Consider the following 22,904-nt stretch of genomic DNA (forward strand, 5'->3'; position numbering starts at 1 on the left):
CTGGATGTCTCGCTGCGCGGAGCGGTCTCCATCGCCCGCCGTTTACAGGATCCGCTCGCCGAACTGGTCAAGATCGATCCCAAGGCGATCGGGGTCGGTCAGTATCAGCACGATGTCAATCAGAGCCGCCTGGCCCGCGCGCTGGATACCCTGGTCGAGGACTGCGTCAACGCGGTCGGCGTGGATCTCAATACCGCCTCCGTGCCGCTGCTGACGCAGGTGTCCGGACTCAATCGCAGTCTGGCCGAAAATATCGTGCAGTTCCGCGAGTCCCATGGCGCCTTCCCCAATCGCAAAAAACTCATGGCCGTGCCACGGTTCGGCGACAAGGCATTTCAGTTGAGCGCCGGCTTTCTGCGGGTGCCGGACAGCGACGAGCCGCTCGACGCCTCGGCGGTCCATCCCGAAGCCTATCCGGTGGTGCGCCGCATCGTCGAGCGCACCGGCAAGGACATCCGCGCGCTGATCGGCGATAGCGCCACGCTGCGCAAGCTCGATCCCCGGCAGTTCACCGACGAGCGGTTCGGCGTCCCGACGGTTCAGGACATCCTGGCCGAACTGGAAAAACCGGGCCGCGATCCGCGCCCCGAGTTCAAGACCGCCCAGTTCAAGGAGGGCGTGGAGACGCTCGCCGACCTCAAGCCGGACATGATCCTCGAAGGCACGGTGACCAATGTCACCAACTTCGGTGCCTTTGTCGACATCGGCGTCCATCAGGATGGACTGGTGCATCTCTCGGTGCTGGCCGACCGCTTCGTCAAGGATCCGCACGAGGTCGTCAAATCCGGCGATCTGGTCAAGGTCAAGGTGATGGAGATCGATCTGGCGCGCAAGCGGATTGCGCTCAGCATGCGGCTGGGGGATTCCGCCGAGCGGCCCGCGAAGACGGCGGAGCGTCACGAACGTTCGTCTGGTCATGGAGAACGATCGCCCACGCGCCAGCAGGCATCAGGGCGCGCGTCGCATGAGCGTTTTTCGGCGCCAACCCAGAAGCAGAAGTCCGCGCAGCCGCCAGAGACGGGTGGAACCATGGCCGATGCCTTTGCCAAAGCCAGGAAGCGGTAATCGCTGACTGACGCGGAACGGCGCCGAACCTGGTCAGGTTCAAAGGATGAACCAAGACAAAATAAGAATGAAAGTTCATGGCTCGATGCTTCGAGCCGATCGCCGGAGAGAGGTCAGAGCTATGTCCCGTCCGATCGTCATTCTGTTGTCGTGGCTGTTTTTGTGGACATGGATGGTGTCGGCGCGATCCGAAACCTCCTCTGAACTTCATGTCGAGGCGCCTGCCGAAACCACGGTTGACAGAACTAGGAGCGTTCCCGAGCCGCTGCGACCCTGGGTACCTTGGGTTCTGGAGTCTGGGGCGGATGGAGTCGACCGACGCGCCTGTCTCCTTCGACTCCGCTCGGGACAGGCCCTTCAACACCCTTCAGGGCAAGCCCTTCAATCCCGCTCAGGGCTTGCCCTGAGCGGAGCCGAAGGGCAGGAACGTCTGTGCGCCTGGCCCGGTCGTCTGGAACTGGATCTGGCCGCCGAGGGCGGCCAGTTCACGCAAACCTGGCGGATCTTCGCCGAGGACTGGGCGCTGCTGCCGGGGGACGCCGACGCCTGGCCTCAGGATGTCCGGGATGACGGAAACGCGCTGCCGGTCGTGTTGCGCGACGGGCGACCGGCGGTGAAGCTGGGGGCCGGCGAGCATGCGCTGACCGGGCGTTTCCAGTGGCGACAGCGTCCGGATGCGCTGGCGGTTCCGCCGCTCACCGGATGGCTCGCGCTCACCCTCGATGGCGTGGCGCGTCCGCTGCCGCGACTGGAGCCGGGCGGGCGGCTCTGGCTGCGCGATCCGGGCGCGTCCCAGACGGACGGGGAGGGCGACCGGCTGCGTCTGGAGGTCGCGCGCCGGATCGAGGACGATCTGCCGCTGCGGATTCTGACCCGGCTGGAACTGGAGGTCTCGGGCCGCGCCCGCGAGGCGCGACTGGGTCCGGTGCACTTGCCGGGCGGGGTGCCGTTCGCGCTCCAGAGTCCGCTGCCGGCGCGTCTGGAGGCGGATGGCATGCTGCGGATCCAGGTCCGGCCCGGGCGCTGGGTGCTGGAGGTGGCGACCTATCACAGCGGCGCGGTGACGACGTTGTCGCGGGGGCGTCTGCCGCCGCCCTGGCCGGAGCAGGAGGTCTGGGCCTTCGCCGCGCGTCCCGATCTGCGTCAGGTCGAGTTGACCGGGCTGCCGCTCGTCGATCCCCGTCAGACCCGTATCCCGGACGATTGGTCGCGCCTGCCGGTCTATCGAATCGGTCCGACCGAGACCCTGACGCTGGTCGAACGGCGGCGCGGCGATCCGGACCCGGCCCCGGATCGACTGACCCTGGAGCGGAATCTCTGGCTGGATTTCGACGGCGCCGGGTACAGCGTTCAGGACCGGATCGGCGGCGAGTTGACCCGCACCTGGCGTCTGGAAGCTGGCGCGGGACTGGATCTCGGGCAGGTCCAGGTCGCGGGTACGCCGGTACCGATCAATCGTCTCGGCGACACCGGCGCGCTCGGCGTGGAGGTGCGCCGGGGCCAACTGAATCTGGTGGCGGACGGACGCCTGGAGGCCGCGCCCAACCGGGTTCCAGTCTCGGGCTGGGCGCTGGCGTTCGATGCCGCACAGGCCCATCTGCATCTGCCGCCGGGCTGGGATCTGCTGGCGGTCGCGGGCGTCGATAACCTTCCGGATAGCTGGTTCGCGCGCTGGACGCTGCTCGATCTGTTCCTGGTGCTGATCCTGGCGATCGGGATCGGGCGACTCTGGGGTTGGGGCTGGGGCGCGCTGGCGCTGGCGGCGCTGGCGCTGACCTGGCAGTCGCCGGGCGCGCCGCATCTGGTCTGGCTGCATCTGCTCGCCGCCGTCGCCCTGCTGCGACTGCTGCCCGCCGCGCCGACTCCGGCGGGATCGGCTCCGGCAGGAACCCAGCGACTGCGCGGACTGGTCCAGTGGTATTTCCGTCTGAGCCTGTTGGCGCTGCTGCTGGTGGGCCTGCCGTTTCTGGTCTCGGAGGTCCGCAACGGACTCTATCCTCAGCTCGAACGCGCCCCCTGGGCGAGCCTGGGCGGGATGACGGGTGGCCTGACGACGGCGTCTCCCGACACCTTCATGGAACCCAATCAGCCGGCGCCCATGCTTCAGGGGATGGCAGACGAGGCGGAGGCTGTCATGGAACCGGCGCGGGAGGGACGGCGAAAAATGGAACATTCTCTTTCCTCCAGCGCACCGTCCGCTTCCAGTCCGCTGGACATCATCGATCCCAATGCGCGGGTGCAGACCGGTCCCGGTATCCCGGACTGGCGCTGGCACCGCTTCGATCTGGCCTGGACCGGCCCCGTGGAGCAGAACGGGCAGGCCCGTCTGTGGCTGCTGACGCCGGGCTGGAATCTGGCGATCTCGCTGCTGGGAAGCCTGCTGCTGGTGCTGCTCGGGTTGCGCCTGGGCGGTCTCGTCCCGAAACGCGGGCGGTCGGGCGTCGGCGTGGTGCTCTTACTGGCGCTCGGTCTCGGGGCGGGGGTCAACTCCGGGCCGACGCTGGCCAGCGACCTGCCGTCTCCCGAGTTGTTACAGGAACTGCGCGCGCGACTGCTTGCGCCGCCCGACTGTCTGCCGGATTGTCTGGAACTGCCCCGACTCGCGCTGCATGCCGAATCCGCGCGTCTGACGCTGGAACTGACCCTGGATGCCGCGGCGGCGGTCGCCGCGCCCGTGCCGGGCGGCGCGGGCGGTTGGTCGCCGACCGACATCCAGCTCGATGGCGTCCGCCTGGATTCGCTGACTCGTGACGCCGACGGCCAACTGCTGGTTCCGCTCGCGGCGGGACGTCGTCAATTGCGGCTGACCGGCCCGCTGCCGGCGCGCGATCAGGTGGATCTGCCGCTGCCCCTGACGCCAAGACAGGTCGAGGTGCGGGCCGACGGCTGGCGGGTCGAGGGGCTGAATGCTGCGGGACTGCCGGGCTCGCAGCTTCAGCTGATCCGGCTCTCGGAGTCTGGCGCGCAGGATGATCGCCCCTTGAGTCAGGACGCCCTACCGCCGCTGCTGCTGGTCGAGCGGCGGCTGCGGATCGGGCTCGACTGGCGGGTCGAGACCCGCGTGCAGCGTCTGTCCACGCCCGAATTTCCGATTCTGCTCCCGGTGCCGCTGCTGCCCGGCGAGTCGGTCCAGACGCCCGGCGTGCAGGTCGAGGGCGGGCGGGTGCTCGCGGGTCTGGCGCCCGGCGCGACCGAACTGAACTGGACGTCCAGCCTGGATCCCATCGCCGAACTGACCTTGAGCGCCAGCGCGGATCCCCGCCTCGCCGATGCCTGGCATCTGGATCTCGGTCCGATGTGGCATCTGGAGCATCGCGGCATTCCGCCGGTGCACCAGCGGGGGACGTCCGAGCGTTGGCTGCCGGGCTGGCGTCCGCTGCCCGGCGAGACCCTGACGCTGATCGTCACCCGACCGCTCGGCGTCCCTGGATCCACCCTGACCTTCGACCGGGTGGATTATCAGGTCGCGCCGGGGCGGCGGGGGAGCGACGCGGAACTAACCCTGAGGGTGCGCAGCAGTCAGGGCGGAACTCATGCCATCCGTCTGCCCGAGGGCGCCGAACCCATCCGTTTCAGAGCCGATGGGCGCAATCTGCCCCTGCCGGCCGCGGGCGGCGAGCTTGAACTGCCTCTGGTTCCAGGGACGCAGCGGATGCAGGTTTCGTGGCGCGAATCACATGTGCTAGGGGTCGGGTTTACCCCCTCGGTTCCCGATCTGGGGAGCCCGGCAGTCAACCTGAATCTCACGTTACGCCTACCCGACGATCGCTGGGTGCTGTTCGCCACCGGCCCCGGCATCGGCCCGGCGGTGCTGTTCTGGAGCCTTCTGCTGGTTCTGGCGGGTCTGGCGGCGGCGCTCGGTCGCAGTCGTCTGACCCCCTTGCGGACACCCGACTGGTTTCTGCTCGGCGTCGGGCTCAGTTTGGCGCAGGTCTGGGTGGTGGTGCTGGTGGCCGGCTGGCTGTTCGCGCTCGGACTGCGCCAGCGGCTCGCTCAGGGGATCCGGGCCTGGCGCTTCAATCTGATCCAGATCGGTCTGGTTCTGCTCACCCTGGCCGCGCTGGCGGGGCTGCTCGGCGCCGTTCAACAGGGTCTGCTGGGGCGTCCGGCGATGCAGATCATGGGCAACGGCTCGACCGGAACCCTGCTGAACTGGTATCAGGATCGCGGCGGCCCGACGCTACCCGAGGTCTGGGCGTTCTCGGTGCCGATGTGGATCTACCGCGCCCTGATGCTGGCCTGGGCGCTCTGGCTGGCCTTCCGTCTGCTCGACTGGCTGCGCTGGGGCTGGGCGGGGTTTTCCAGCCCGCAACTCTGGCGCGAAGGTCAGCGGGCGAAGGACGCGTGCCGGAAAGGGGCCGACGAGCGCGACGACTCCAATCGAAAAGAGCTTTTGACCCTGGACGTGGAGTAAAGTGTGTCAGTGCCGACGCGGCCGATTGCGCGCGCCGCCGCCGCTCAGGATGGGAGAGCGTTTAAGCGGGACAGAAAAATCTCGATCAAGCCCGGATGACTGCCGACCAGCGGCGAGGGATGGATCCTGAAGCCGCTGTACTCGGACTCGACGCGGCCAATGATGTCGGCGATATCGCCCCCTGGACCGGCGTGGCGACCGGCCGACAGAAAGAGCATGGCGAGGATGACGGGGGTGGCGCGATCCGCGTCGGCCAAATCGCGCAGCAGATCCTCCAGAAGCGGCCCGTTGAAATCGTAATCCGCTCCCGCGCGCCGCTCCATCACCGCCTGCTCGACCCTGACCCCTGGCCCCAGCCGTTGCGCCAGGCGTTCGCCCAGCCAGCGGCGCACGGCGGTCACCTCCGGGACGGGCGATCCGTGATCGACCAACACGACCCGCGTGACCGGTCGGCCCGTGGCGCGGGCGGCCTGTTCGACCTGCTCGGCGAGGATCTCCGCCAGACGCGGTTCGCCGTCGGGCAGCGGACAGAGTTCGGAGGCGATCCGCAGCCGAAAGGGGTCGAATGCGTCGGTCAGGGCGGCGGCGGTGTCCGGCACGAATTGGGTCAGGGCACGACTCGGACCGAAAAACAGCGGCACCAACACGACGTCACGCGCGCCCTGGGTGAGCAGGCGATGCAGCGTGGGCGCGAGGGTGTCCGCCGGGCGACCGTCCAGCCGGTCGGCGGGCACCTGGTCGGAGTGCAGTAGCGACACCGGAAGGACGGGTTCGCCGGCGCGCTCGGCCAGCCGCGCGGCGAGTCGGCGCAGGTTCAGCGTGGAGTCCGCCCGTCGGGAACCGTTATCGATCAGCAGAATGGTACGCATGCTTCGAGCCTGGCGGATTGGCGGGTGGCTTCGTGTCGGGTTGGACTGGTGTCCAGCTTCCCAGGTCAAGCGTGACCGCGACCTGCGTCGGGGGTTTGCGCTTGCTGTCCGGGCGGGTGGCGATCCAGAGCGCGACCGAACCGAGGATGGCCGCGACCGCGACACCCGCCACCCAGCCGGGTCGAACCAGCGCGAACCAGATCAGATAACTGCCCGCCATACCGCCGACGGCGGCGGTCTTGCCGGTCCGGCAGATCTCGCCGTGTTCGAGAAAGCCGCGAATGGAGGCGCCAAAATGAGGATGATCGACCAGAAAGCGCACCCGTTGCGGGTGGCTGCGCAGCCACAGCCAGGCGGCGCAGATCCAGAAGACCGTCGTCGGCATGAGTGGGACGACCATGCCGACGAAACCGAGGCCGAAACACAGCCAGGCCAGGAGATTGTAGATCAGGCGCCGGCGTGGGCTGATCGTGACGTTCGCGTGAGGTTTGGCTGGCGCTGTGCCGTGCATTCGGATGGCTCTCCGGGGGCGAGTGTCTGCTACTCTGATCCCCGGACTAACCGGCACGACGCCCCACTGGAGAACGGGGGGCATCGCTAAACCGCGGCTTGCGACCGGAAGGGCCTGGGATCGCGTGGAAATCGCGAGGATTTCGAGACGGCCACTATAGCGAGTTTGACCCGCGTCCGGTATGGCAAGCGTCGTTTGGGCTGGCTCGATGAGTGACCAGCCAACCGCTGAATCCCTGGTTCAGGGATTGGTGGTGCGATGAACCCCGTGATCGGCCAGCCATTGCGTATCGAGTTCCCAGTCCACGCTGGTGACCCCCGGTTGTCCCAGCATCAGCCCCATCGCGAGCTTCTGATGGTCGATGAGATCCTGCTGGGCGGCGATCATGGCAGGGTCGTCCTGGCTTTTGCCGGCAACCTTTGGGTTGATAATCTCCAGGAAGCGGATCGCCGGGACATCGAACGAGCGTGGCGTGGAAATGACGGCGACGCCGTCCTTGAAGGCGCGCACTCTGAATTGATAGGGATAGGTCGAGAGGCTCGGATGGGAGGTCAGGATCTCGTCAAGTTCCCAAACCTTCGGCTGCCAGACGGATTTGACCCAGAATCCCAGGGCCACGAGGATGACGAGGCCGAGTGCGATACTATAATTTCGTGTAAAACGGTCCATGAGTCTTGTCTCGATTGCGATATTGAGGAGCCACTGGATTGGCGATTGTCATGATTGACGACTAGCATTGCCCGAGCGGTGGGTGAAAACCCATGAAGATTGTCAATTTATCGTCCGGTGGAGTCAATTCGGCGCCATGCAACACAAAGACAGACAATTACTCTTCTCCGGTATGGTCGGAGTGATCGAGGAAATCTACGGGGCAGCGTCCTGTTGCCAACTCGACGCAATGCTGCGCCAGAAACTGACGACCAAACTCGACGAATTTCTGTTGGAGTCGCAACCGGTCGCTCTGACCGAGGCAACGATCCTGATCGCCGATCTGCGCGGTTTTACGGCACTGATGGAGTCATTGCCATCGCACCTCATGGTCGGGCTACTGAATCGTTTTTATGGTCTGATGGCGCAACTGATCGAGCGTCACGGCGGCGTGATCGACAAGTTCATGGGGGATTCGGTCATGGCGCTGTTTGGCGCCCCGGTGCGCCGCGCCGACGATCTGCTGCGCGCGCTGGCCTGCGCCGTGGAGATGCAGCAGGCCATGGCGGAGATGAATCGGCACAGCGAGGGACGTGGCGAGCCGAGCCTCTACGCGGGGATCGGGGTGAGCACCGGCGACGTGATGGCCGGCAGTTTTGGATCCCGACTCTATAGCGAGTACACGGTTATTGGCGATCCGGTCAATCTCGCGGCGCGGATCGAAGGCTACAGCCTTCGCGGCCAGGTGTTGATCAGCGAGACGAGCTATCTCGGCGCGCGGGGCCACATCGAGATTGGCGCGGTCAACGATGTGATGGTGAAGGGAAAAGTGAAGCCAGTCACGCTGTATGAACTGAAGGCGGTCTCTTATCCCATACCGCTCGCCGTTCCCGAAATCGAGATCCGCAAGTCGCCGCGGATTATCGTCGATTTCCCAGTGGTTTTTCGCAAGGTCGAGGCTAAACGGATCCTGTCCGAGCGATTTACCGGTAAAGTCAACGATCTTGGCTATTATGGCCTGAGCGCCGACCTGCCGCTGATCCTGCCGCCTTATTCGGAGATCCTCATGTCGCTGACGCCTGAATTAGGCGTGGATCATGCGGTGGAAGTCTATGCCAGAGTGCTGCGCGCGAGTGGCGAGCAGGGGCCTTACCGCACCAATCTGCAATTCACCACGATGGACACGCCGGGGCATCGGAAGGTCAAGCAATATGTCGATCAAATGCTTTGGGGGCAATAACGAATCGATTCAATCGCGTCAGCGACACTGCTGGTTGGTGCAAACGCAGCCAAGTTGTTGCTCCCGTTAAGCGTGCCTGCCGGACGCAGTTTTGTCGGCGGTGGTCATGGGTGCAATGATTCCGGGAGATCCGTGACGCAGAGGAAACGGAGGTATCCGTGTCAGCCTGAGTCAGCGGGCGCGATAGACGATGCGTCCCTTGGTGAGGTCGTAGGGCGTGAGTTCGACAGTGACCTTGTCGCCGGTCAGGATGCGGATGTAGTGTTTGCGCATCTTGCCGGAGATATGGGCGGTCACGGTGTGGCCGTTTTCCAGCTCGACCCTGAATACGGTATTCGGCAGGGTCTCGGTGACCGTGCCTTCCATCTGAATGACGTCGTCTTTTGACATAGGTTATTTTCTAGGCGAACTTCCAGTGCGAACAACTCGGTTCTTAAAGCGACGGAACTATAGCACATCCACAAGATTGGAACGGACGTTGGGTTGTTCGCGGCGATAAAAAAATCGCAATTCTCTGGCGGCCAAACCGCGTTAGTGACGATCCCCTGGATGCATGCAAGGCTAAACCGACCTCTCAACAATACCGTCCATGCTGGAGACGATTGACGACTCCCCGGCGTCGAATGAGCAAGTCCGCGCGAAACGCTGCCATTCGCGCCCGTTCCAAGCCTCGATCGGACGAAAACGCTCTTTATAGGCCATTTTTTGGCTCTCCTTGATCCAATATCCAAGATAGAGGTACGGCAAGCCCAAACGCCTTGCAATCTCGATCTGAGACAGTACGGCGAAGGTTCCCGGCGCGCGCCCGGAGATGGTCGGGTCAAAAAAAGTGTAAACGGCGGAAAGTCCTCCTTCCAGCCGATCCGTGACGGACACGCCGACCAGTTTTTCGTCAAGCCGCAGTTCGATGAAACGCGTGGTTCCGCCCCAGGATTCGACCAAAAACCGTCGATAGCTTTCCTCGCCGGTAGCGTCCGCCATGTTGCCGTCTGGATGGCGGTGTGTCAGGTAGCGCCGGTAGAGGTCGAAATGTTCCGGGTTGAAAACCGCGGGAGTATCGACAAGCACGAAATCCGGAGCATTGCGTTTCCAGTTGCGACGCTGGGAGCGATCAGGCCGAAATTCGCTCACCGGAATGCGGACCGGAACGCAGGCCGCGCAGTCCCTGCAGGCGGGGCGGTAGATGTGAGACCCGCTCCGCCGAAATCCCTGGTCCATCAGCCGCTGATAGGTGTCAGGGTCGATCTGAGCGGTTGGATCGACGAAGGCCGTACGCGCCTGCACCCCTTCCAGATAAGAGCAGTGGTGTTCAGCGGTCAGGAAAAGTGACAGATGGCGGCCTCGGTTGGGATGGTTTGCCTGATTCATGGCAAACCGGAGTGCGCTTGCGTGGTGCTGGGGGATGAAGGATCGTCAGGCAAGGGAGCGACGCCGTCCTCCCTGCGGTCATCATCCCAACTAAAGTTGCGCCCGGGAAGCGGGCAGAAGCGATTCAGCAGATTGAGGAACTCGGCGCGCGGCATTTCGATGGCACCCATGCGTATCAGGTGGTCGGTTCGCATCTGACAGTCGACAAGGCCGAAGTTCCAGCTTTCAAGCTGTTGACAGAGATGCACCAGTGCGACCTTGGAGGCATCCGTGATGCGGCTGAACATGGATTCGCCGAAGAATGCGCGCCCGATGGCGACGCCATACAGCCCGCCGGCCAAGTCCCGGCCCTGCCAGACCTCCACCGAGTGGGCAAGGCCGCGCCGGTGCAGAGCCTCATAGGCGGCGATCATCTCGGGGATCAGCCAGGTGCCGCCCTGGAGATCGCGGGGCGCGGCGCAGCCGCGTATCACGCGATTGAAAGCACGGTCGAGCGTGACGGTAAAGGGTCGTCGACGCAGCCGTTTTGCCAGGCTGCGCGAGATCCGCAGCTGCCTTGGAAACAGGACCGTGCGCGGATCGGGCGACCACCAGAGAATGGGATCGCCTGGGTTAAACCAGGGAAAGATCCCGCGCCGGTAGGCATTCTGGAGTCGCGCCGGGGTCAGGTCGCCGCCGACCGCCAGCAGACCATTGGGTTCGCGAAGGGCGTGGCTGATCTCGGGAAACGCGTTCCGATCCTGGGGGTCGAGTAAGGCGATCATCGGTTGCGATAGGGGCTGTGGGTGTGCATGTCCGCCAGATACGCATCCATCCCGCGGGTCTCCTGGTCGAGAAAATGGGCGATGGCGGCGCGGAATCCCGGGTCGGCGATCCAATGGGCGGACCAGGTCGGCGTGGGTAAAAACCCCCGGCTGACTTTATGTTCGCCTTGGGCGCCCGGCTCGAAGCGCGCCAGTCCGCGGTCGATGCAATACTCCAGCCCCTGATAGTAACACGCCTCGAAATGCAGGCTATGGAAGTCCTGGAAGCAGCCCCAGTGGCGGCCATAGAGCGACCGAGTGCCGATCAGATTGAACGCGGCGGCGACAATCTCCCCGCCATGCTCGGCCAGCACGAGCAGCACATGCTGTCCCATGGTCTCGCCGATGTCCAGAAAGAACGGGAGCGTCAGGGTCGGGATGCCGCCGCGTTTGTCGAAGGTGTCGCGGTAAAGCTGGTGGAAGATCGCCCATTCGGCCTCGGTGACCGCGTCGCCGGTCAGCCGTCGGATGTGCACGCCGCTTTCCGCCACGCGGCGACGCTCGCGGTGGATCTTTTTCCGCTTCGCCGCCGTGAAGGCGACGAGCAACGACTCGAAGGAGTCGTATCCGCGATTCTGCCAGTGAAATTGACAGCCGACCCGCCGCATCAGTCCCTGATCCTCCAGCCAATCGGTCTCGTCGGCGACGGTAAAGAGCCAATGCAGCGAGGACACGCCCATCCGTTCGGCCATCCGCACCGCGCCCTGAATGAGCGCCTGGGCGTGTGCGCGACGCTCGGGCGTGGCGCCGGTCAACAGCCGCGGACCGGTCGCCGGGGTATAGGGCGAGGCGACGACGAGCTTTGGGTAATAGTTCCGTCCATGACGCTGGTAGGCATCGGCCCAGGCCCAGTCGAAGACGAATTCGCCATAGGAATTGAACTTCAGATAACAGGGCGCGACCGCCAGCAGCCGCCCGTCCCGATCGCGTAGTGCCAGGTGATGGGGCAGCCAGCCGAACCGCTCGCCGACGCAGCCGTGACGCTCCAGGGCGGAGAGAAACTCATGCCGCAGAAAGGGAGTATCCGGATCGACGAGACGATTCCATTGCTCGGCGGGAATTTCCGCGATGGCGGAATGGGTTGTGACCTTGTACATCGCGGCGGTGTCGGTTGGCTGAAGGGGCGGGGCAAAGTTGTCAGTCAGTAGATTGCGACGCGATCGAGTGTCTCAAGAGGCAAGGGCAAGGGCAAGGGCATTAACTGTGTGGAGCCGTGGTGTCTCCCTGGAGCCGCTCGTGATGCCCCTGCGCCCTTCGTGATGCCCCTGAAGCCGTTCGTGGTGAGGCCCTCGAACCATGAACGGCTTCACGCGCCGATTAAGGTGATTTCCTGAAAACAATCGACCCACCGAGAGGCTCTTAATCGACAGGATTAACAGGATCTCGCAGGATGGACAGGATAAAAGTCATTATTTTCAATCCTGTCAATCTTGAAAAATCCTGTGAATCCTGTCCATTTGAAGCGTTGATTACGGTAGAAACTTCCCCGGAAATCGCCTAAACCCCGCCCACCGCCATGGCATCCAGAAACTTCTCGGCGTCCAGGGCTGCCATGCAGCCGGTGCCGGCGGACGTAATGGCCTGACGGTAAATCGGATCCATCACATCGCCGGCGGCGAAAACGCCGGGCACCGAGGTCGCGGTCGCGTTGCCCTGGGTGCCGCTTTGGACCTTGATATAGCCGCCCGCCATGTCGAGCTGGCCCGCGAAGATCTGGGTGTTCGGTTTGTGGCCGATGGCGATGAAGACGCCCTGCAGGTCGATATCCTGGGTCGTTCCGTCCAGCGTGCTCTTGATGCGGATTCCAGTCACGCCGGTCGCGTCGCCCAGAATTTCGTCGAGCGTCTGGTTCCAGGCGAGCTTGATGTTGCCCTTATCGGCTTTTTCGAAGAGCTGCCGCTGGAGAATCTTCTCGGCGCGCAGTGCGTCGCGGCGGTGCACCAGAGTGACCTCGGAGGCGATGTTCGAGAGATACAGCGCCTCCTCGACGGCGGTGTTCCCGCCGCCAATGACGGCGACTTTTTGGTTGCGGTAGAAGAAGCCGTCGCAGGTGGCGCAGGCGGAGACGCCGCGTCCGCGGAATTCCTCCTCGGAGGGCAGGCCGAGATACATGGCGCTGGCGCCGGTCGCGACGATCAGCGCGTCGCAGGTATAGACCGCCGAATCGCCGGTGAGACGGAAGGGGCGCTCGACGAGATCGGCCGCGTTGATGTGGTCGAACAGGATCTCGGTCCCGAACCGCTCGGCATGCCGGCGCATCCGTTCCATGAGTTCATGCCCCTGCACGCCATCCGGATCGCCGGCCCAGTTGTCGACGTCGGTGGTGGTCATCAACTGCCCGCCTTGCTCCAGGCCGGTGACCAGGACCGGGTTGAGATTGGCGCGGGCCGCGTAGACCGCGGCGGTATAACCGGCGGGTCCCGATCCCAGGATCAGGAGCCGGCTGTGTTTGGTTTCGCTCATGCAATGGACTCCGATATCGCGTGGCGGGCGGTTGACGGTTGTCGCGGACGCCCGGCGTCAAAAAAATTGTTGCGGTGCCGCGCGCCTGCCTGATTTGAAGGCAGCAACTGTACTGGCTGGCGGAAATGGCGTAAAGCGTGCGCTGCCCGGCGCATCGGAAAAGGATTTGCCCGGCGGCATTGACAGACACCGTCATCGCGGACTAAAACTAGAAATACAGAAGATTGCGACAGGAATCGAGTGTGATTTATGAAGAAGTGTCTTGCGCGGAGCACGAGCCTGTGGATCTGGATTCTGGTTCTCGCCGGCCTGTCGGGCTGCGCATCACGGGTGGACGACAAGGATGTGAGCGGGCGTCGTGCCGAGGTGGTGATGGCCGGATTGTCGCAGATCGGCACCCCTTACCTTTACGGGGGATCGTCGCCCGCCTCGGGCTTCGATTGTAGCGGCCTGACCCAGTACGCCCATCACGTCGCCGGCGTCTCGATCCCACGGGTTGCCGTGGAGCAGCATCGGGCCTCGAAACCGGTCAGGCTGGGTCGTCCGGGTCCGGGCGACATGGTCTTCTTCAACACTGGGCCGGGCGTTTACCATGTCGGGTTGATGGTCGACAAGGAGCGCTTCGTGCATGCCTCGACCTCGCGTCATCAGGTCCGGGTGGATCGTTTGAATACGCCTTATTGGACGACTCGCTATCTCGGTGCGGGCACCTATCTCAACTGAGGTCAACGCCGAATCTTCGGGCTTGCGGCTCGCCTTTTTCGATTTCCTGTAGCACAATGTTGGGCGGCTTCCGGCGACAGGCCGGGAGTGTCGAGATCACTACAACCGTACCTAACTGAGTAGGAGTGACATCAATGTCCGATAAGCCAGTCAGCAAGAGCCGTCGCGACGCCGTCAAAGTGATGCTGGGTACCGCCGCAGCCATCCCCATGATCAACCTGGTCGGTTTCGGCACCGCTCGCGCTTCCGCGCCTGCGAACGCGGTCGCCGCCGATGACCCGACCGCGGTTGCCCTGAAGTACAACCAGGATGCGACCAAGTCCGAGCGTGTCGCCGCCGCCCGTCCCGGCGCTCCGGCTGCAGAGCAGCGTTGCGCGACCTGCCAGTTCATGCTGGCCGACCAGGGCGAGGGCGATTGGAAAGGCTGCTCGCTCTTCCCCGGCAAGCTGATCAACGTCAATGGCTGGTGTTCTTCCTGGACCCTGAAGGCCGGTTGATCCTGATCGACTCGCTCTTCCAGGCGAGTTCAAAGACGGGGCCCCGTGCCCCGTTTTTCGTTATTGCACTCTGGCGTTTGCAGCCAGGGTTTGGCCGGTTCATCAGGCAGGCAACCGGTTTTTGTTTGCTGCATCGTTCAAGATTAAGGCTATGGCTATTTCTTCCGACCCCCCGAATCCTGGCAGTCCGGCCGCTTCCGCGAGCCTGGATCTCCCGCGTCCGAATGCGGCTTCCCGGTTACGGCTTGCCTTTATTCGCGGCATCATCTGGAGCCTGCATGGGATGATCTATGCGCCGCTTTTCGCGGGGCTCTCGGCATTATTGAAAGAGCTGGGGTTTGGCGGATCCACCTATGCGATCGCCGCCGCGGTGACCGGCGCGGTGACTGCCGTCCTCTACGGGGCGCGCGAACTCTCGCTCATCAGTTCCGCGATCGGCGCCGCCGTCGGAGTGATTCTGCTGATCGTGCTGACCGGGCCGTCGGCCTTCGTCTATGCCGCGCTGGGCGCCGCCGCGATCGCCGCCACCGTCGGGCTGATCGTGCGCTTCCCCACGCGCTGCTCCATGAACGTCGCCTCCAAGGCATTGGCCGGGTTGGCCGCCGGGGCGGTCGGGGGCACGATTCTGGCGCTTGCCGAGCCTTTCCACGCGGCGCCTTTCTCGCTTTTTGTCGTGCTGGCCTTCCTGGTGAGCATCAATGGCGTGCTGTACGTCGCGAGCCTCAGGCGCTGGGTGGCGCTGACGCATCGGTTTTGTCAGACCGCTTTTCCCTGCAATCTGGTCGAGGCCGCGATCATGGCGATTCTCGCCGGCGTTGCCGCGGGCAGCGTCTGGATGGTGAGCGGTCCGCTGACGAATATCGATCCTGAACTCTGGTGGCAGGCGGCCAGTCTCGGCATGCATCAGCAGATTCCGCAAGCGGTTCTGGGGGGGCTGTTTGGCGGCGGCATCGCGGGCATTCTGCTCCAGATCTTTCGGTTTTCCTGGGTCGACGACCTTTGATTCAACCCGTGTCCAGCACGAAATACAGCGTTTCCAACACTTCTGACCTTGCGATTACTCGCGGCGATTGGCGGGATGCGGTTTCATGACCAAAAGCAAATCCAGTCGACGCTGGCTCGACCGTCATCACAGCGATCCCTATGTCAAGCGATCCCAGCGCGACGGCTATCGTTCCCGTGCCGCCTATAAGCTGCTGGAGATCCAGGAGAAGGACCGGATCCTGACGCCGGGGACGCGGGTGCTTGACCTGGGCGCCGCGCCGGGCAGTTGGTCGCAGATCGCTAGCCGTCTGGTCGGTCCGAAAGGACAAGTGATCGCGCTCGATCTGCTGCCGATGGAGGCGCTGGATGGCGTGGCGTTTTTGCAAGGCGATTTCCGCGAGGACGCGGTTCTGTCGCAACTGCGCGAGGCGATCGGCGCGGAACCGCTCGACCTGGTGCTTTCGGATATGGCTCCCAATATCACGGGAACCGTCGTGACCGATCAGTCGCGCGTCATGTATCTATTGGAGCTGGCATTGGAACTGGCGCGCGAGTGTCTGAAACCAGGTGGCTCGCTGGTGGTCAAAGTCTTCCAGGGCGAGGGTTTCGATGCCTATCTGCTCGAACTGCGCCGGAGTTTTCGCCGGGTCGCGAGTCGCAAGCCGCAATCGTCCAGGCCGGAGAGTCGCGAAATCTATCTGGTCGCGAAAGGTTTTGTGGCGAAAAGCTTTCATCCGTGAGCCGTCGGTGCTAGTTTCCACCGCATGAATTCGGCACGATTGTACCGATACACCATCATCAGGGGTCAGATGCCGTGAGTGACATGGCGAAAAATTTACTGCTTTGGGTGGTCATCGCCATTGTGCTGATGTCCGTGTTCAATAATTTCACCACCACGCAAGCGATCCCTCGTAACCTGAACTATTCGGATTTCATCGAGCATGTGAAGGCAGGCTCGGTCAAGGAAGTGATCATTCAGGGTCGGCGCATCGAGGGCGTCAATGCCTCCGGTCAGCGCTTCACGACCTACAGCCCCGGCGACGACGGGCTGGTGGGCGATCTGCTGAACAACAATGTCGTCATCAAGGCCGCGCCGCCCGAGAAGCAGTCGGTGCTGATGCAGATTTTGATCAACTGGTTCCCGTTGCTGATCCTGATCGGTATCTGGATTGTCTTCATGCGCCAGATGCAGGGCGGGGCGGGCGGGCGGGGCGCCATGTCCTTCGGCAAAAGCCGGGCGCGACTGCTTTCCGAGGATCAGGTCAAGGTGACCTTCCAGGATGTGGCTGGCGCCGATGAAGCCAAGGATGAGGTCGTCGAGATGGTCGACTTCCTGCGCGATCCGACCAAATTCCAGAAGCTCGGCGGCAAGATCCCCAAGGGCGTGCTGATGGTTGGCCCGCCGGGGACCGGCAAGACCCTGCTGGCGCGCGCCATCGCCGGTGAGGCCAAGGTACCCTTCTTTAACATCTCGGGCTCCGACTTCGTGGAGATGTTCGTCGGCGTGGGCGCCTCGCGCGTGCGCGACATGTTCGAGCAGGCCAAGAAGCACGCGCCCTGCATCATCTTCATCGATGAGATCGACGCGGTCGGGCGTCACCGTGGCGCCGGGCTGGGCGGCGGACACGACGAGCGCGAGCAGACGCTGAACCAGTTGCTGGTGGAGATGGACGGCTTCGAGGGCAACGAGGGCGTGATCGTGATCGCGGCGACCAACCGCCCCGACGTGCTCGATCCGGCCCTGCTGCGCCCCGGTCGTTTCGACCGTCAGGTGGTGGTGCCGCTGCCCGATGTGCGCGGTCGCGAGCAGATCCTGAAAGTCCATATGCGCAAGATTCCGGCCGCCGAGGATGTCAAGGCGTCGATCCTGGCCCGCGGCACTCCGGGATTTTCCGGCGCGGATCTCGCGAACCTCATCAACGAGGCGGCGTTGTTCGCGGCACGCTCCAACAAGAAGCTGGTCGAGATGGACGATCTGGAGAAGGCCAAGGACAAGATCATGATGGGCGCGGAACGCCGCTCCATGGTCATGACCGAGGACGAAAAACGGCTCACCGCCGTTCACGAGTCCGGCCATGTCATCGTCGGTCGTCTGGTGCCGGCTCACGATCCGGTGCACAAGGTCAGCATCATCCCGCGCGGTCGCGCCTTGGGCGTGACGCTCTTTCTGCCCGAGGAGGATCGTTTCAGTTACAGCAAACAGCGTCTGGAGAGCAGTATTTCCAGCCTCTTCGGCGGGCGTCTGGCGGAAGAACTGGTCTATGGCGCCGAGAGCGTCACCACGGGCGCGCAAAACGACATCCATCGCGCCACCGAGATTGCGCGCAACATGGTGACCAAGTGGGGTCTGTCGGACAAACTGGGTCCGCTCACCTACAGCGACGAGCAACAGGAAGTCTTTCTCGGCCATTCGATCACGCAGCACAAGAGCGTTTCGGACGAGACCACGCATCTGATCGACGAGGAAATCCGTCATCTGGTCGAGCGCAACTACGAGCGCGCCAGGACGATCCTCATCGAGAACATGGACAAACTCCACGCCATGGTGGACGCGCTCATGAAGTACGAGACCATCGACGCGGCGCAGATCGACGACATCATGGAAGGCCGCACGCCGCGTCCGCCCAAGGATTGGGAGGATGACGAACCGGCGCGCCCGGCCGAGCGTCATGGCGGAGCGCCGGCGGTCGCCAGCGCTATGGCGGAAGGACCGGTCGGTCGGCCAGCGGAGGAACATTGAGTCCATGCGTCACTATTTTGGCACCGATGGCATTCGCGGGCGGGTCGGCGAGGGGTATATCACCCCGGATTTCGTGTTAAAGCTGGGCTGGGCCGCCGGGCGCGTGCTCGGGAATGGACGCGGCAAGATTCTGATCGGCAAGGACACCCGGATCTCCGGCTATATGTTCGAGTCGGCCCTGGAGGCGGGTCTGGTGGCGGCGGGCGTGAGCATCCGACTGCTCGGACCCATGACGACGCCCGGCGTGGCCTATCTGACCCGGACCTTTCGGGCCTCCGCCGGCATCGTCATCACCGCCTCGCACAATCCGTATCAGGATAACGGAATCAAATTCTTCTCGGCCGATGGCGATAAATTGCCGGACGAGGTCGAACTAGCCATCGAGGCCGAACTCGACAAACCGCTGCGCACCGTCGCGTCGAGCGAGTTGGGCAAGGTTCAGCGGGTGGAGGACGCGAACGGGCGCTATATCGAGTTCTGCAAGGGCACGATTCCAGCGTCGATGGACTTCCGCGATTATAAAATCGTGGTCGATTGCGCCAACGGAGCGACCTATAACACCGCCCCCTATGTCTTCGAGGAGCTTGGCGCCCAGGTCGTGCGTCTCGGCACCGAACCCGATGGATTCAACATCAACCGCGAGGTGGGTTCCACCAAACCCGAGGCACTGTGCAGGGCCGTGGTCGAGCAAGGGGCCACGCTGGGGATCGCCTTCGACGGCGACGGCGATCGCGTCCTGATGTGCGATTCCAGGGGCCATCTGCTCGATGGCGACCAACTTCTCTATATCATCGCGAAGTCCCGGCAGGTGGCGGGGACCATGCGCGGCGAGGTCGTGGGAACCCTGATGAGCAATCTCGGGTTCGAGCATGCCCTGCAGCGACTGGGCATCGGTTTTGCGCGGACCAGGGTCGGTGACCGCTATATCATGGAACAGCTCAAACTCACGGATGGCATTCTCGGCGGCGAACCTTCGGGGCACATCATCTGTCGTGATCGCACCAGTACCGGGGATGGCATCGTGGCGGCGCTCCAGGTGCTCGCCGCGCTCCAGCGACTCGATGCCAGCATTGACGAACTGGGCGCCGAGGTCGACCGCTATCCGCAAGTCCTGCTTAACGTGCGGCTCGACGAGCGGCGCGACATCGTCGGACTGCCGGCGATTCAGGATGCGCTCGCCACCGCCGAGTGCGAACTCGCAGGACGCGGGCGAGTGCTGTTACGGCCTTCTGGCACCGAGCCGCTGGTGCGGGTCATGGTCGAGGGCGTGGACGGCGATCAGGTCAGCCGTCTTGCCGAGCGGTTGGCCGCTGCCGTGCGCGAACAGATCGCTCTCTAGCGGGAGATTCAGGTGACCGCGACGACCTCCATTTCAGTCTGAGCCTCGGGATGGGCTTCATGGACTTGTGCGAATTCGTCGCGGCTAATGTGTTGCTGCCGCTCGGCGGCGTGCTGATCGTCATCTTTGCCGGCTGGATGCTGGCAAGGTCTTCCTTCACCGACGAGCTTCGCATGGGCGACGGCATCGGCTATCGCCTGTGGCGCTTGCCGATCCGCTATGTCGCCCCCATTGGCGTGGCTATCGTCCTCTTGAATGCCATCGGCCTTCTGAAGCTGATTGGTTTGGATTAGCTGTGGCTATCGTTAGAAAAAGCGCCTTAGTGTCGCACTCGGCATCGCAGATGTTCGATCTTGTGTATGACGTGGGATCCTATCCGAAGTTTTTGCCCTGGTGTCAGAGCACCCAGGTGATTTCCGAGTCCGAGGATCGGATCTGCGGGCGGATCGAGGTGGCCCGAATGGGGATTCATCAGACCTTCAGTACCTGCAATCGGTTTGATCGGGATCGGCGCATGGATATCGATCTGCTCGATGGCCCCTTCCGGAAACTGGTGGGCGGCTGGAATTTCATCCCGCTGCGCGAGGATGCCTCGAAGGTGGAACTGGAGCTGGATTTCGAATTTTCGGGACGCCTGATCGACAAGGCGTTCGGGGCCGTCTTCAGCCAGATCGCCAACTCGCTGGTGGATGCCTTCTGCAAGCGCGCCGATGAGGTCTATGGCGACTGATTATCTGCATGTCTCCGTGGCCTATGTCGGGGACGACGATCAGATCCTGTGTCCTCTCGATGTCCGGGCCGGCGTCACTGTTCGGGAAGCGATCAAGCAATCCGGGGTACCTGGCGCGGTTTCCCGAGATCGATCTGGCGGTCAACAAGGTCGGGATCTTCGGCCGGCAGATCAAACTCGATCAACTGCTGGAAGACGGCGATCAGGTCGAAATCTACCGTCCCTTGATCTCGCGGACCCGAAGAAAGCGCGCAAGCGACACGCCCAGAAAGATCGACAGCGCCATCAATGACGCGGAGCAAGTCGGATGATGCCTGACCGATCCATCAGCGCAGCTGGCCCATGCGGACGCAGATCACTCCTTGGGTTCGAGTCCAATGGTTTGTAAACCTCTCGTCAGCAACCCTTTGCGTTCCTGGTAATCCGGAACCGAAACCACAATTTCTTTTGCTTCGCGTGACTCGCCTCGCTTGGCATCCGGCCGAATGTCGCCCTCGATACGCGCGAGCGCATCGTCCTGGAAGTACAGCGTGAGAAAACGCTTTTCCATGGGCTGGTGGCCGCGCTGGATGGTGTAGGCGTAGTCCCAGCGATCGCCGTGGAAAAAGTCCGCCAGCAGCGGGGTGCCAAGCAGGAAGCTCACCTGACGCCGGGTCATGCCAAGCTCCAGGCTGTCGACCATCTCCTCGGTGAGGATATTGCCCTGCTGCACTGTCATCTTATAGACGAATGGCAGGTCTTCCAGGAGTGACGCACGGGTCTCTTCCGGTTTCCGATCCCGCGCGCAACCGGAGGCGGCGAGCAGAACCAGACAGCCGATCATGGGGAAACTGAAAATCTTTCGCATCTTGCTCTAAGGGTGAGTTTGCGCTAAACCGCCTCATCATACAGCAGCGTCGACTCCCGATCACGGGGCGCCGCATGTCAATCCAGGTTCGATTCGAGCAATCCTGGTCACTCCAGCGCACGGCGGGGAACAAGCATTGGAAAATCAGCAGATCAAACAGGCCGGTCTCAAGGTGACGGCGCCTCGGGTCAAGATTTTGGGGATTCTCGAACACAGCGGAAAGCGGCATCTGAGCGCGGAGGATGTCTACAAGGAACTCCTGAGTCAGGACGAAGAGATCGGGCTGGCCACCGTCTATCGCGTCCTGACCCAGTTCGAAGGCGCGGGGCTGGTGTGCCGTCGCCATTTCGAGGGCGGACAATCGGTCTTCGAGCTCAACAGCGGCAGTCATCACGACCACTTGGTTTGCATTAAATGCGGCAAGATCGTGGAGTTCGTCGATTCTCTGATCGAGGATCGGCAGATCGCCATTGCGGCCGAGCATGGTTTTCGGATCGAGGATCACTCGCTGGTCGTCTATGGTCTCTGCGCCGGGTGCCAGAACGCGCGCTGATTTGAGTTGATATTGCGTCGCTGACAACCCCTGAAGGATGCCGTGGCGCTGCTGCGCTCGCGTTACACCGCGCGGATCGCGCCAATGACGATCGGCTGGCGCCCGTGTCGGTGGGGAGCCTGGCGGGGACCGAAATCGCCGCCATCAGCAAATGGACAGGATTGACAGGATTTAAAAATAACAACTTCGGTGATTTCCGGAAAAGCGCATATCCGCGTGCGTGGTGACCATGCATCCGTTCGTGGTTCGATCCTGCGACGGGCTCAGGACTCGCCACGAACGGCTTCATTGAATGGCCGTGTGGCCAATGCCTGGATCAGGGCAGGCTGATCCGGGTCATGATTCCATCTTTCAGGCGCCAATGCTTAAGGCCGGCGGCGGTGTGCACCAGCACCAGTCCGAGCACGACCAGGCCGCCGATACCGTGATAGAGGAACAGGGTTGCGCCCAGTTCCTTATTCTCGCCGATGATTCCCAGCAGGGTCAGGTCGAAGAACTGGATGGGATAACCCGAGGCCGCGGTCGCGAGCCAGCCGCCGATCGGCAGTCCGATCAATAACACATAGAGCAGCAGGTGGATGCCGCCGCCGACCATACGCTCGACGCCACTGAGCGGCGGGTCATAGGGCGGCGCCGGCGAGACGCGCCGCAGCGCGATGCGCGCAATCATCAGCAGGAGCAGCAGGATGCCGAAGGTCTTATGGATTTTGTACAGCATATTGGTCAGTTCCTCGCCGAACAGGCCCACAAGGCCTTCATAACCCAGGCTCCAGAAGGTGAACCCGGCGGCGAGCAGGCCAAAGACCATCAGGGCGATCAGCCAGTGGAGCAGCCGTTGCAGTAAGGTATAGCGTTGAATCGTCAAGGTTGTCTCCTCGTGAAAAAAAGAAGTGTCAAGTGGCGACAGAGATCGGCTCGTCAGCGAACCGGCTCGAGACATGATAAACGGGTCGTCGCTCCTCATCATCATCCCAGGGCGAGCGCGTTTAAACATTCCGTTTTTCGGGTAGTTGACGGATGCTAGCGAGAAACGACGATTGGAGTTTCTCATGTCAGCAAGCATTCTTGAGCATTTCACCTCCTTGGAAGATCCTCGGATCGAGCGTCGAA

General features: G+C 63.1%; 23 protein-coding genes and 1 pseudogene. 14 read left to right on the plus strand and 10 right to left on the minus strand.

The window, feature by feature from the left end:
- Both QZY07_RS15935 and QZY07_RS15940 read left to right on the plus strand, forming a co-directional pair.
- A partial coding sequence (locus tag QZY07_RS15935) for a helix-hairpin-helix domain-containing protein (RefSeq protein ID WP_295404790.1) occupies nucleotides 1–1,065 on the plus strand: 1,065 nt, incomplete at its 5' end.
- Nucleotides 1,066–1,186: 121 nt separating this feature from the next.
- Nucleotides 1,187–5,479, plus strand: coding sequence for a hypothetical protein (locus tag QZY07_RS15940; protein WP_295404793.1), 4,293 nt, complete (start codon nucleotides 1,187–1,189; stop codon nucleotides 5,477–5,479).
- Nucleotides 5,480–5,523: 44 nt separating this feature from the next.
- Here the strand turns inward: QZY07_RS15940 and QZY07_RS15945 are convergent, their stop codons facing one another.
- The 3 genes from QZY07_RS15945 to QZY07_RS15955 all read right to left on the minus strand — a co-directional run bounded on the left by QZY07_RS15945 (nucleotide 5,524) and on the right by QZY07_RS15955 (nucleotide 7,528).
- A complete protein-coding gene (locus tag QZY07_RS15945) occupies nucleotides 5,524–6,348 on the minus strand; it encodes a CbiX/SirB N-terminal domain-containing protein (protein WP_295404796.1) in 825 nt (274 codons plus the stop codon).
- Entirely contained in the window at nucleotides 6,323–6,859 is a 537-nt protein-coding gene (locus QZY07_RS15950; RefSeq protein WP_295404799.1) for a YbaN family protein, read from the minus strand. Before QZY07_RS15950 ends, QZY07_RS15945 begins: the two co-directional genes overlap by 26 nt.
- Nucleotides 6,860–7,099: 240 nt before the next feature.
- Nucleotides 7,100–7,528: a hypothetical protein gene (locus QZY07_RS15955; protein WP_295404801.1), complete on the minus strand. Its 429-nt coding sequence runs from the start codon at nucleotides 7,526–7,528 to the stop codon at nucleotides 7,100–7,102.
- 136 nt (nucleotides 7,529–7,664) lie between these two features.
- Between QZY07_RS15955 and QZY07_RS15960 the strand changes: the two genes are divergently transcribed.
- Nucleotides 7,665–8,747 carry an adenylate/guanylate cyclase domain-containing protein gene (locus tag QZY07_RS15960; protein ID WP_295404804.1) on the plus strand — a complete coding sequence of 361 codons (1,083 nt, stop codon included), beginning with the start codon at nucleotides 7,665–7,667 and terminating at the stop codon, nucleotides 8,745–8,747.
- 171 nt (nucleotides 8,748–8,918) lie between these two features.
- Here QZY07_RS15960 and infA read toward each other — a convergent pair whose 3' ends face one another.
- The 5 genes from infA to trxB all read right to left on the minus strand — a co-directional run bounded on the left by infA (nucleotide 8,919) and on the right by trxB (nucleotide 13,381).
- Nucleotides 8,919–9,137: a translation initiation factor IF-1 gene (gene infA / locus QZY07_RS15965; RefSeq protein ID WP_007193303.1), complete on the minus strand. Its 219-nt coding sequence runs from the start codon at nucleotides 9,135–9,137 to the stop codon at nucleotides 8,919–8,921.
- 171 nt (nucleotides 9,138–9,308) lie between these two features.
- On the minus strand, nucleotides 9,309–10,115 hold the full coding sequence (locus QZY07_RS15970; protein WP_295404813.1) for an arginyltransferase: 807 nt from the start codon (nucleotides 10,113–10,115) through the stop codon (nucleotides 9,309–9,311).
- Nucleotides 10,112–10,879 (minus strand): leucyl/phenylalanyl-tRNA--protein transferase, encoded by a 768-nt coding sequence (aat, locus tag QZY07_RS15975; RefSeq protein ID WP_295404816.1) that lies wholly within the window; start codon nucleotides 10,877–10,879, stop codon nucleotides 10,112–10,114. Before aat ends, QZY07_RS15970 begins: the two co-directional genes overlap by 4 nt.
- Nucleotides 10,876–12,015: a GNAT family N-acetyltransferase gene (locus QZY07_RS15980; protein WP_295404819.1), complete on the minus strand. Its 1,140-nt coding sequence runs from the start codon at nucleotides 12,013–12,015 to the stop codon at nucleotides 10,876–10,878. Before QZY07_RS15980 ends, aat begins: the two co-directional genes overlap by 4 nt.
- A 400-nt stretch (nucleotides 12,016–12,415) precedes the next feature.
- Nucleotides 12,416–13,381, minus strand: a complete 966-nt coding sequence (gene trxB / locus QZY07_RS15985; protein ID WP_295404822.1) for a thioredoxin-disulfide reductase — start codon at nucleotides 13,379–13,381, stop codon at nucleotides 12,416–12,418.
- Between the two features lie 249 nt (nucleotides 13,382–13,630).
- On the opposite strand from trxB, the gene QZY07_RS15990 reads away from it, so the two are divergent.
- The 10 genes and pseudogenes from QZY07_RS15990 to QZY07_RS16030 all read left to right on the plus strand — a co-directional run bounded on the left by QZY07_RS15990 (nucleotide 13,631) and on the right by QZY07_RS16030 (nucleotide 20,705).
- On the plus strand, nucleotides 13,631–14,104 hold the full coding sequence (locus tag QZY07_RS15990) for a C40 family peptidase (protein ID WP_295404825.1): 474 nt from the start codon (nucleotides 13,631–13,633) through the stop codon (nucleotides 14,102–14,104).
- Between the two features lie 134 nt (nucleotides 14,105–14,238).
- A complete protein-coding gene (locus tag QZY07_RS15995; protein ID WP_295404828.1) occupies nucleotides 14,239–14,601 on the plus strand; it encodes a high-potential iron-sulfur protein in 363 nt (120 codons plus the stop codon).
- 151 nt (nucleotides 14,602–14,752) lie between these two features.
- Nucleotides 14,753–15,604 carry a hypothetical protein gene (locus tag QZY07_RS16000; RefSeq protein WP_295404831.1) on the plus strand — a complete coding sequence of 284 codons (852 nt, stop codon included), beginning with the start codon at nucleotides 14,753–14,755 and terminating at the stop codon, nucleotides 15,602–15,604.
- Between the two features lie 85 nt (nucleotides 15,605–15,689).
- On the plus strand, nucleotides 15,690–16,325 hold the full coding sequence (gene rlmE, locus QZY07_RS16005; RefSeq protein WP_295404833.1) for a 23S rRNA (uridine(2552)-2'-O)-methyltransferase RlmE: 636 nt from the start codon (nucleotides 15,690–15,692) through the stop codon (nucleotides 16,323–16,325).
- An 83-nt stretch (nucleotides 16,326–16,408) separates the two neighbouring features.
- Nucleotides 16,409–18,325 carry an ATP-dependent zinc metalloprotease FtsH gene (ftsH, locus tag QZY07_RS16010; RefSeq protein ID WP_295404836.1) on the plus strand — a complete coding sequence of 639 codons (1,917 nt, stop codon included), beginning with the start codon at nucleotides 16,409–16,411 and terminating at the stop codon, nucleotides 18,323–18,325.
- A gap of 4 nt (nucleotides 18,326–18,329) precedes the next feature.
- Nucleotides 18,330–19,664, plus strand: coding sequence for a phosphoglucosamine mutase (glmM, locus tag QZY07_RS16015; protein ID WP_295404839.1), 1,335 nt, complete (start codon nucleotides 18,330–18,332; stop codon nucleotides 19,662–19,664).
- Between the two features lie 50 nt (nucleotides 19,665–19,714).
- The gene (locus tag QZY07_RS16020; protein WP_295404842.1) at nucleotides 19,715–19,957 is read left to right on the plus strand and encodes a hypothetical protein; all 243 of its coding nucleotides are present in this window, start codon (nucleotides 19,715–19,717) and stop codon (nucleotides 19,955–19,957) included.
- 2 nt (nucleotides 19,958–19,959) lie between these two features.
- Nucleotides 19,960–20,394: a type II toxin-antitoxin system RatA family toxin gene (locus QZY07_RS16025; RefSeq protein WP_295404845.1), complete on the plus strand. Its 435-nt coding sequence runs from the start codon at nucleotides 19,960–19,962 to the stop codon at nucleotides 20,392–20,394.
- A pseudogene (locus QZY07_RS27500) lies at nucleotides 20,384–20,452 on the plus strand (RnfH family protein); the annotation flags it as partial. The gene QZY07_RS16025 and the pseudogene QZY07_RS27500, both read left to right, overlap by 11 nt.
- 1 nt (nucleotide 20,453) lies before the next feature.
- The gene (locus tag QZY07_RS16030; RefSeq protein ID WP_363184346.1) at nucleotides 20,454–20,705 is read left to right on the plus strand and encodes an RnfH family protein; all 252 of its coding nucleotides are present in this window, start codon (nucleotides 20,454–20,456) and stop codon (nucleotides 20,703–20,705) included.
- A gap of 44 nt (nucleotides 20,706–20,749) precedes the next feature.
- Here the strand turns inward: QZY07_RS16030 and QZY07_RS16035 are convergent, their stop codons facing one another.
- Nucleotides 20,750–21,241 carry an outer membrane protein assembly factor BamE gene (locus QZY07_RS16035; RefSeq protein WP_295404848.1) on the minus strand — a complete coding sequence of 164 codons (492 nt, stop codon included), beginning with the start codon at nucleotides 21,239–21,241 and terminating at the stop codon, nucleotides 20,750–20,752.
- Between the two features lie 136 nt (nucleotides 21,242–21,377).
- On the opposite strand from QZY07_RS16035, the gene fur reads away from it, so the two are divergent.
- The gene (gene fur / locus QZY07_RS16040) at nucleotides 21,378–21,794 is read left to right on the plus strand and encodes a ferric iron uptake transcriptional regulator (RefSeq protein WP_295404851.1); all 417 of its coding nucleotides are present in this window, start codon (nucleotides 21,378–21,380) and stop codon (nucleotides 21,792–21,794) included.
- A 316-nt stretch (nucleotides 21,795–22,110) separates the two neighbouring features.
- Here fur and QZY07_RS16045 read toward each other — a convergent pair.
- The coding region (locus QZY07_RS16045; protein ID WP_295404854.1) for a cytochrome b/b6 domain-containing protein at nucleotides 22,111–22,904 on the minus strand (794 nt) is incomplete at its 5' end.

Origin of the sequence: uncultured Thiocystis sp. (genome assembly GCF_903866365.1) — a bacterium.
Taxonomy (GTDB): Bacteria; Pseudomonadota; Gammaproteobacteria; order Chromatiales; family Chromatiaceae; genus Chromatium.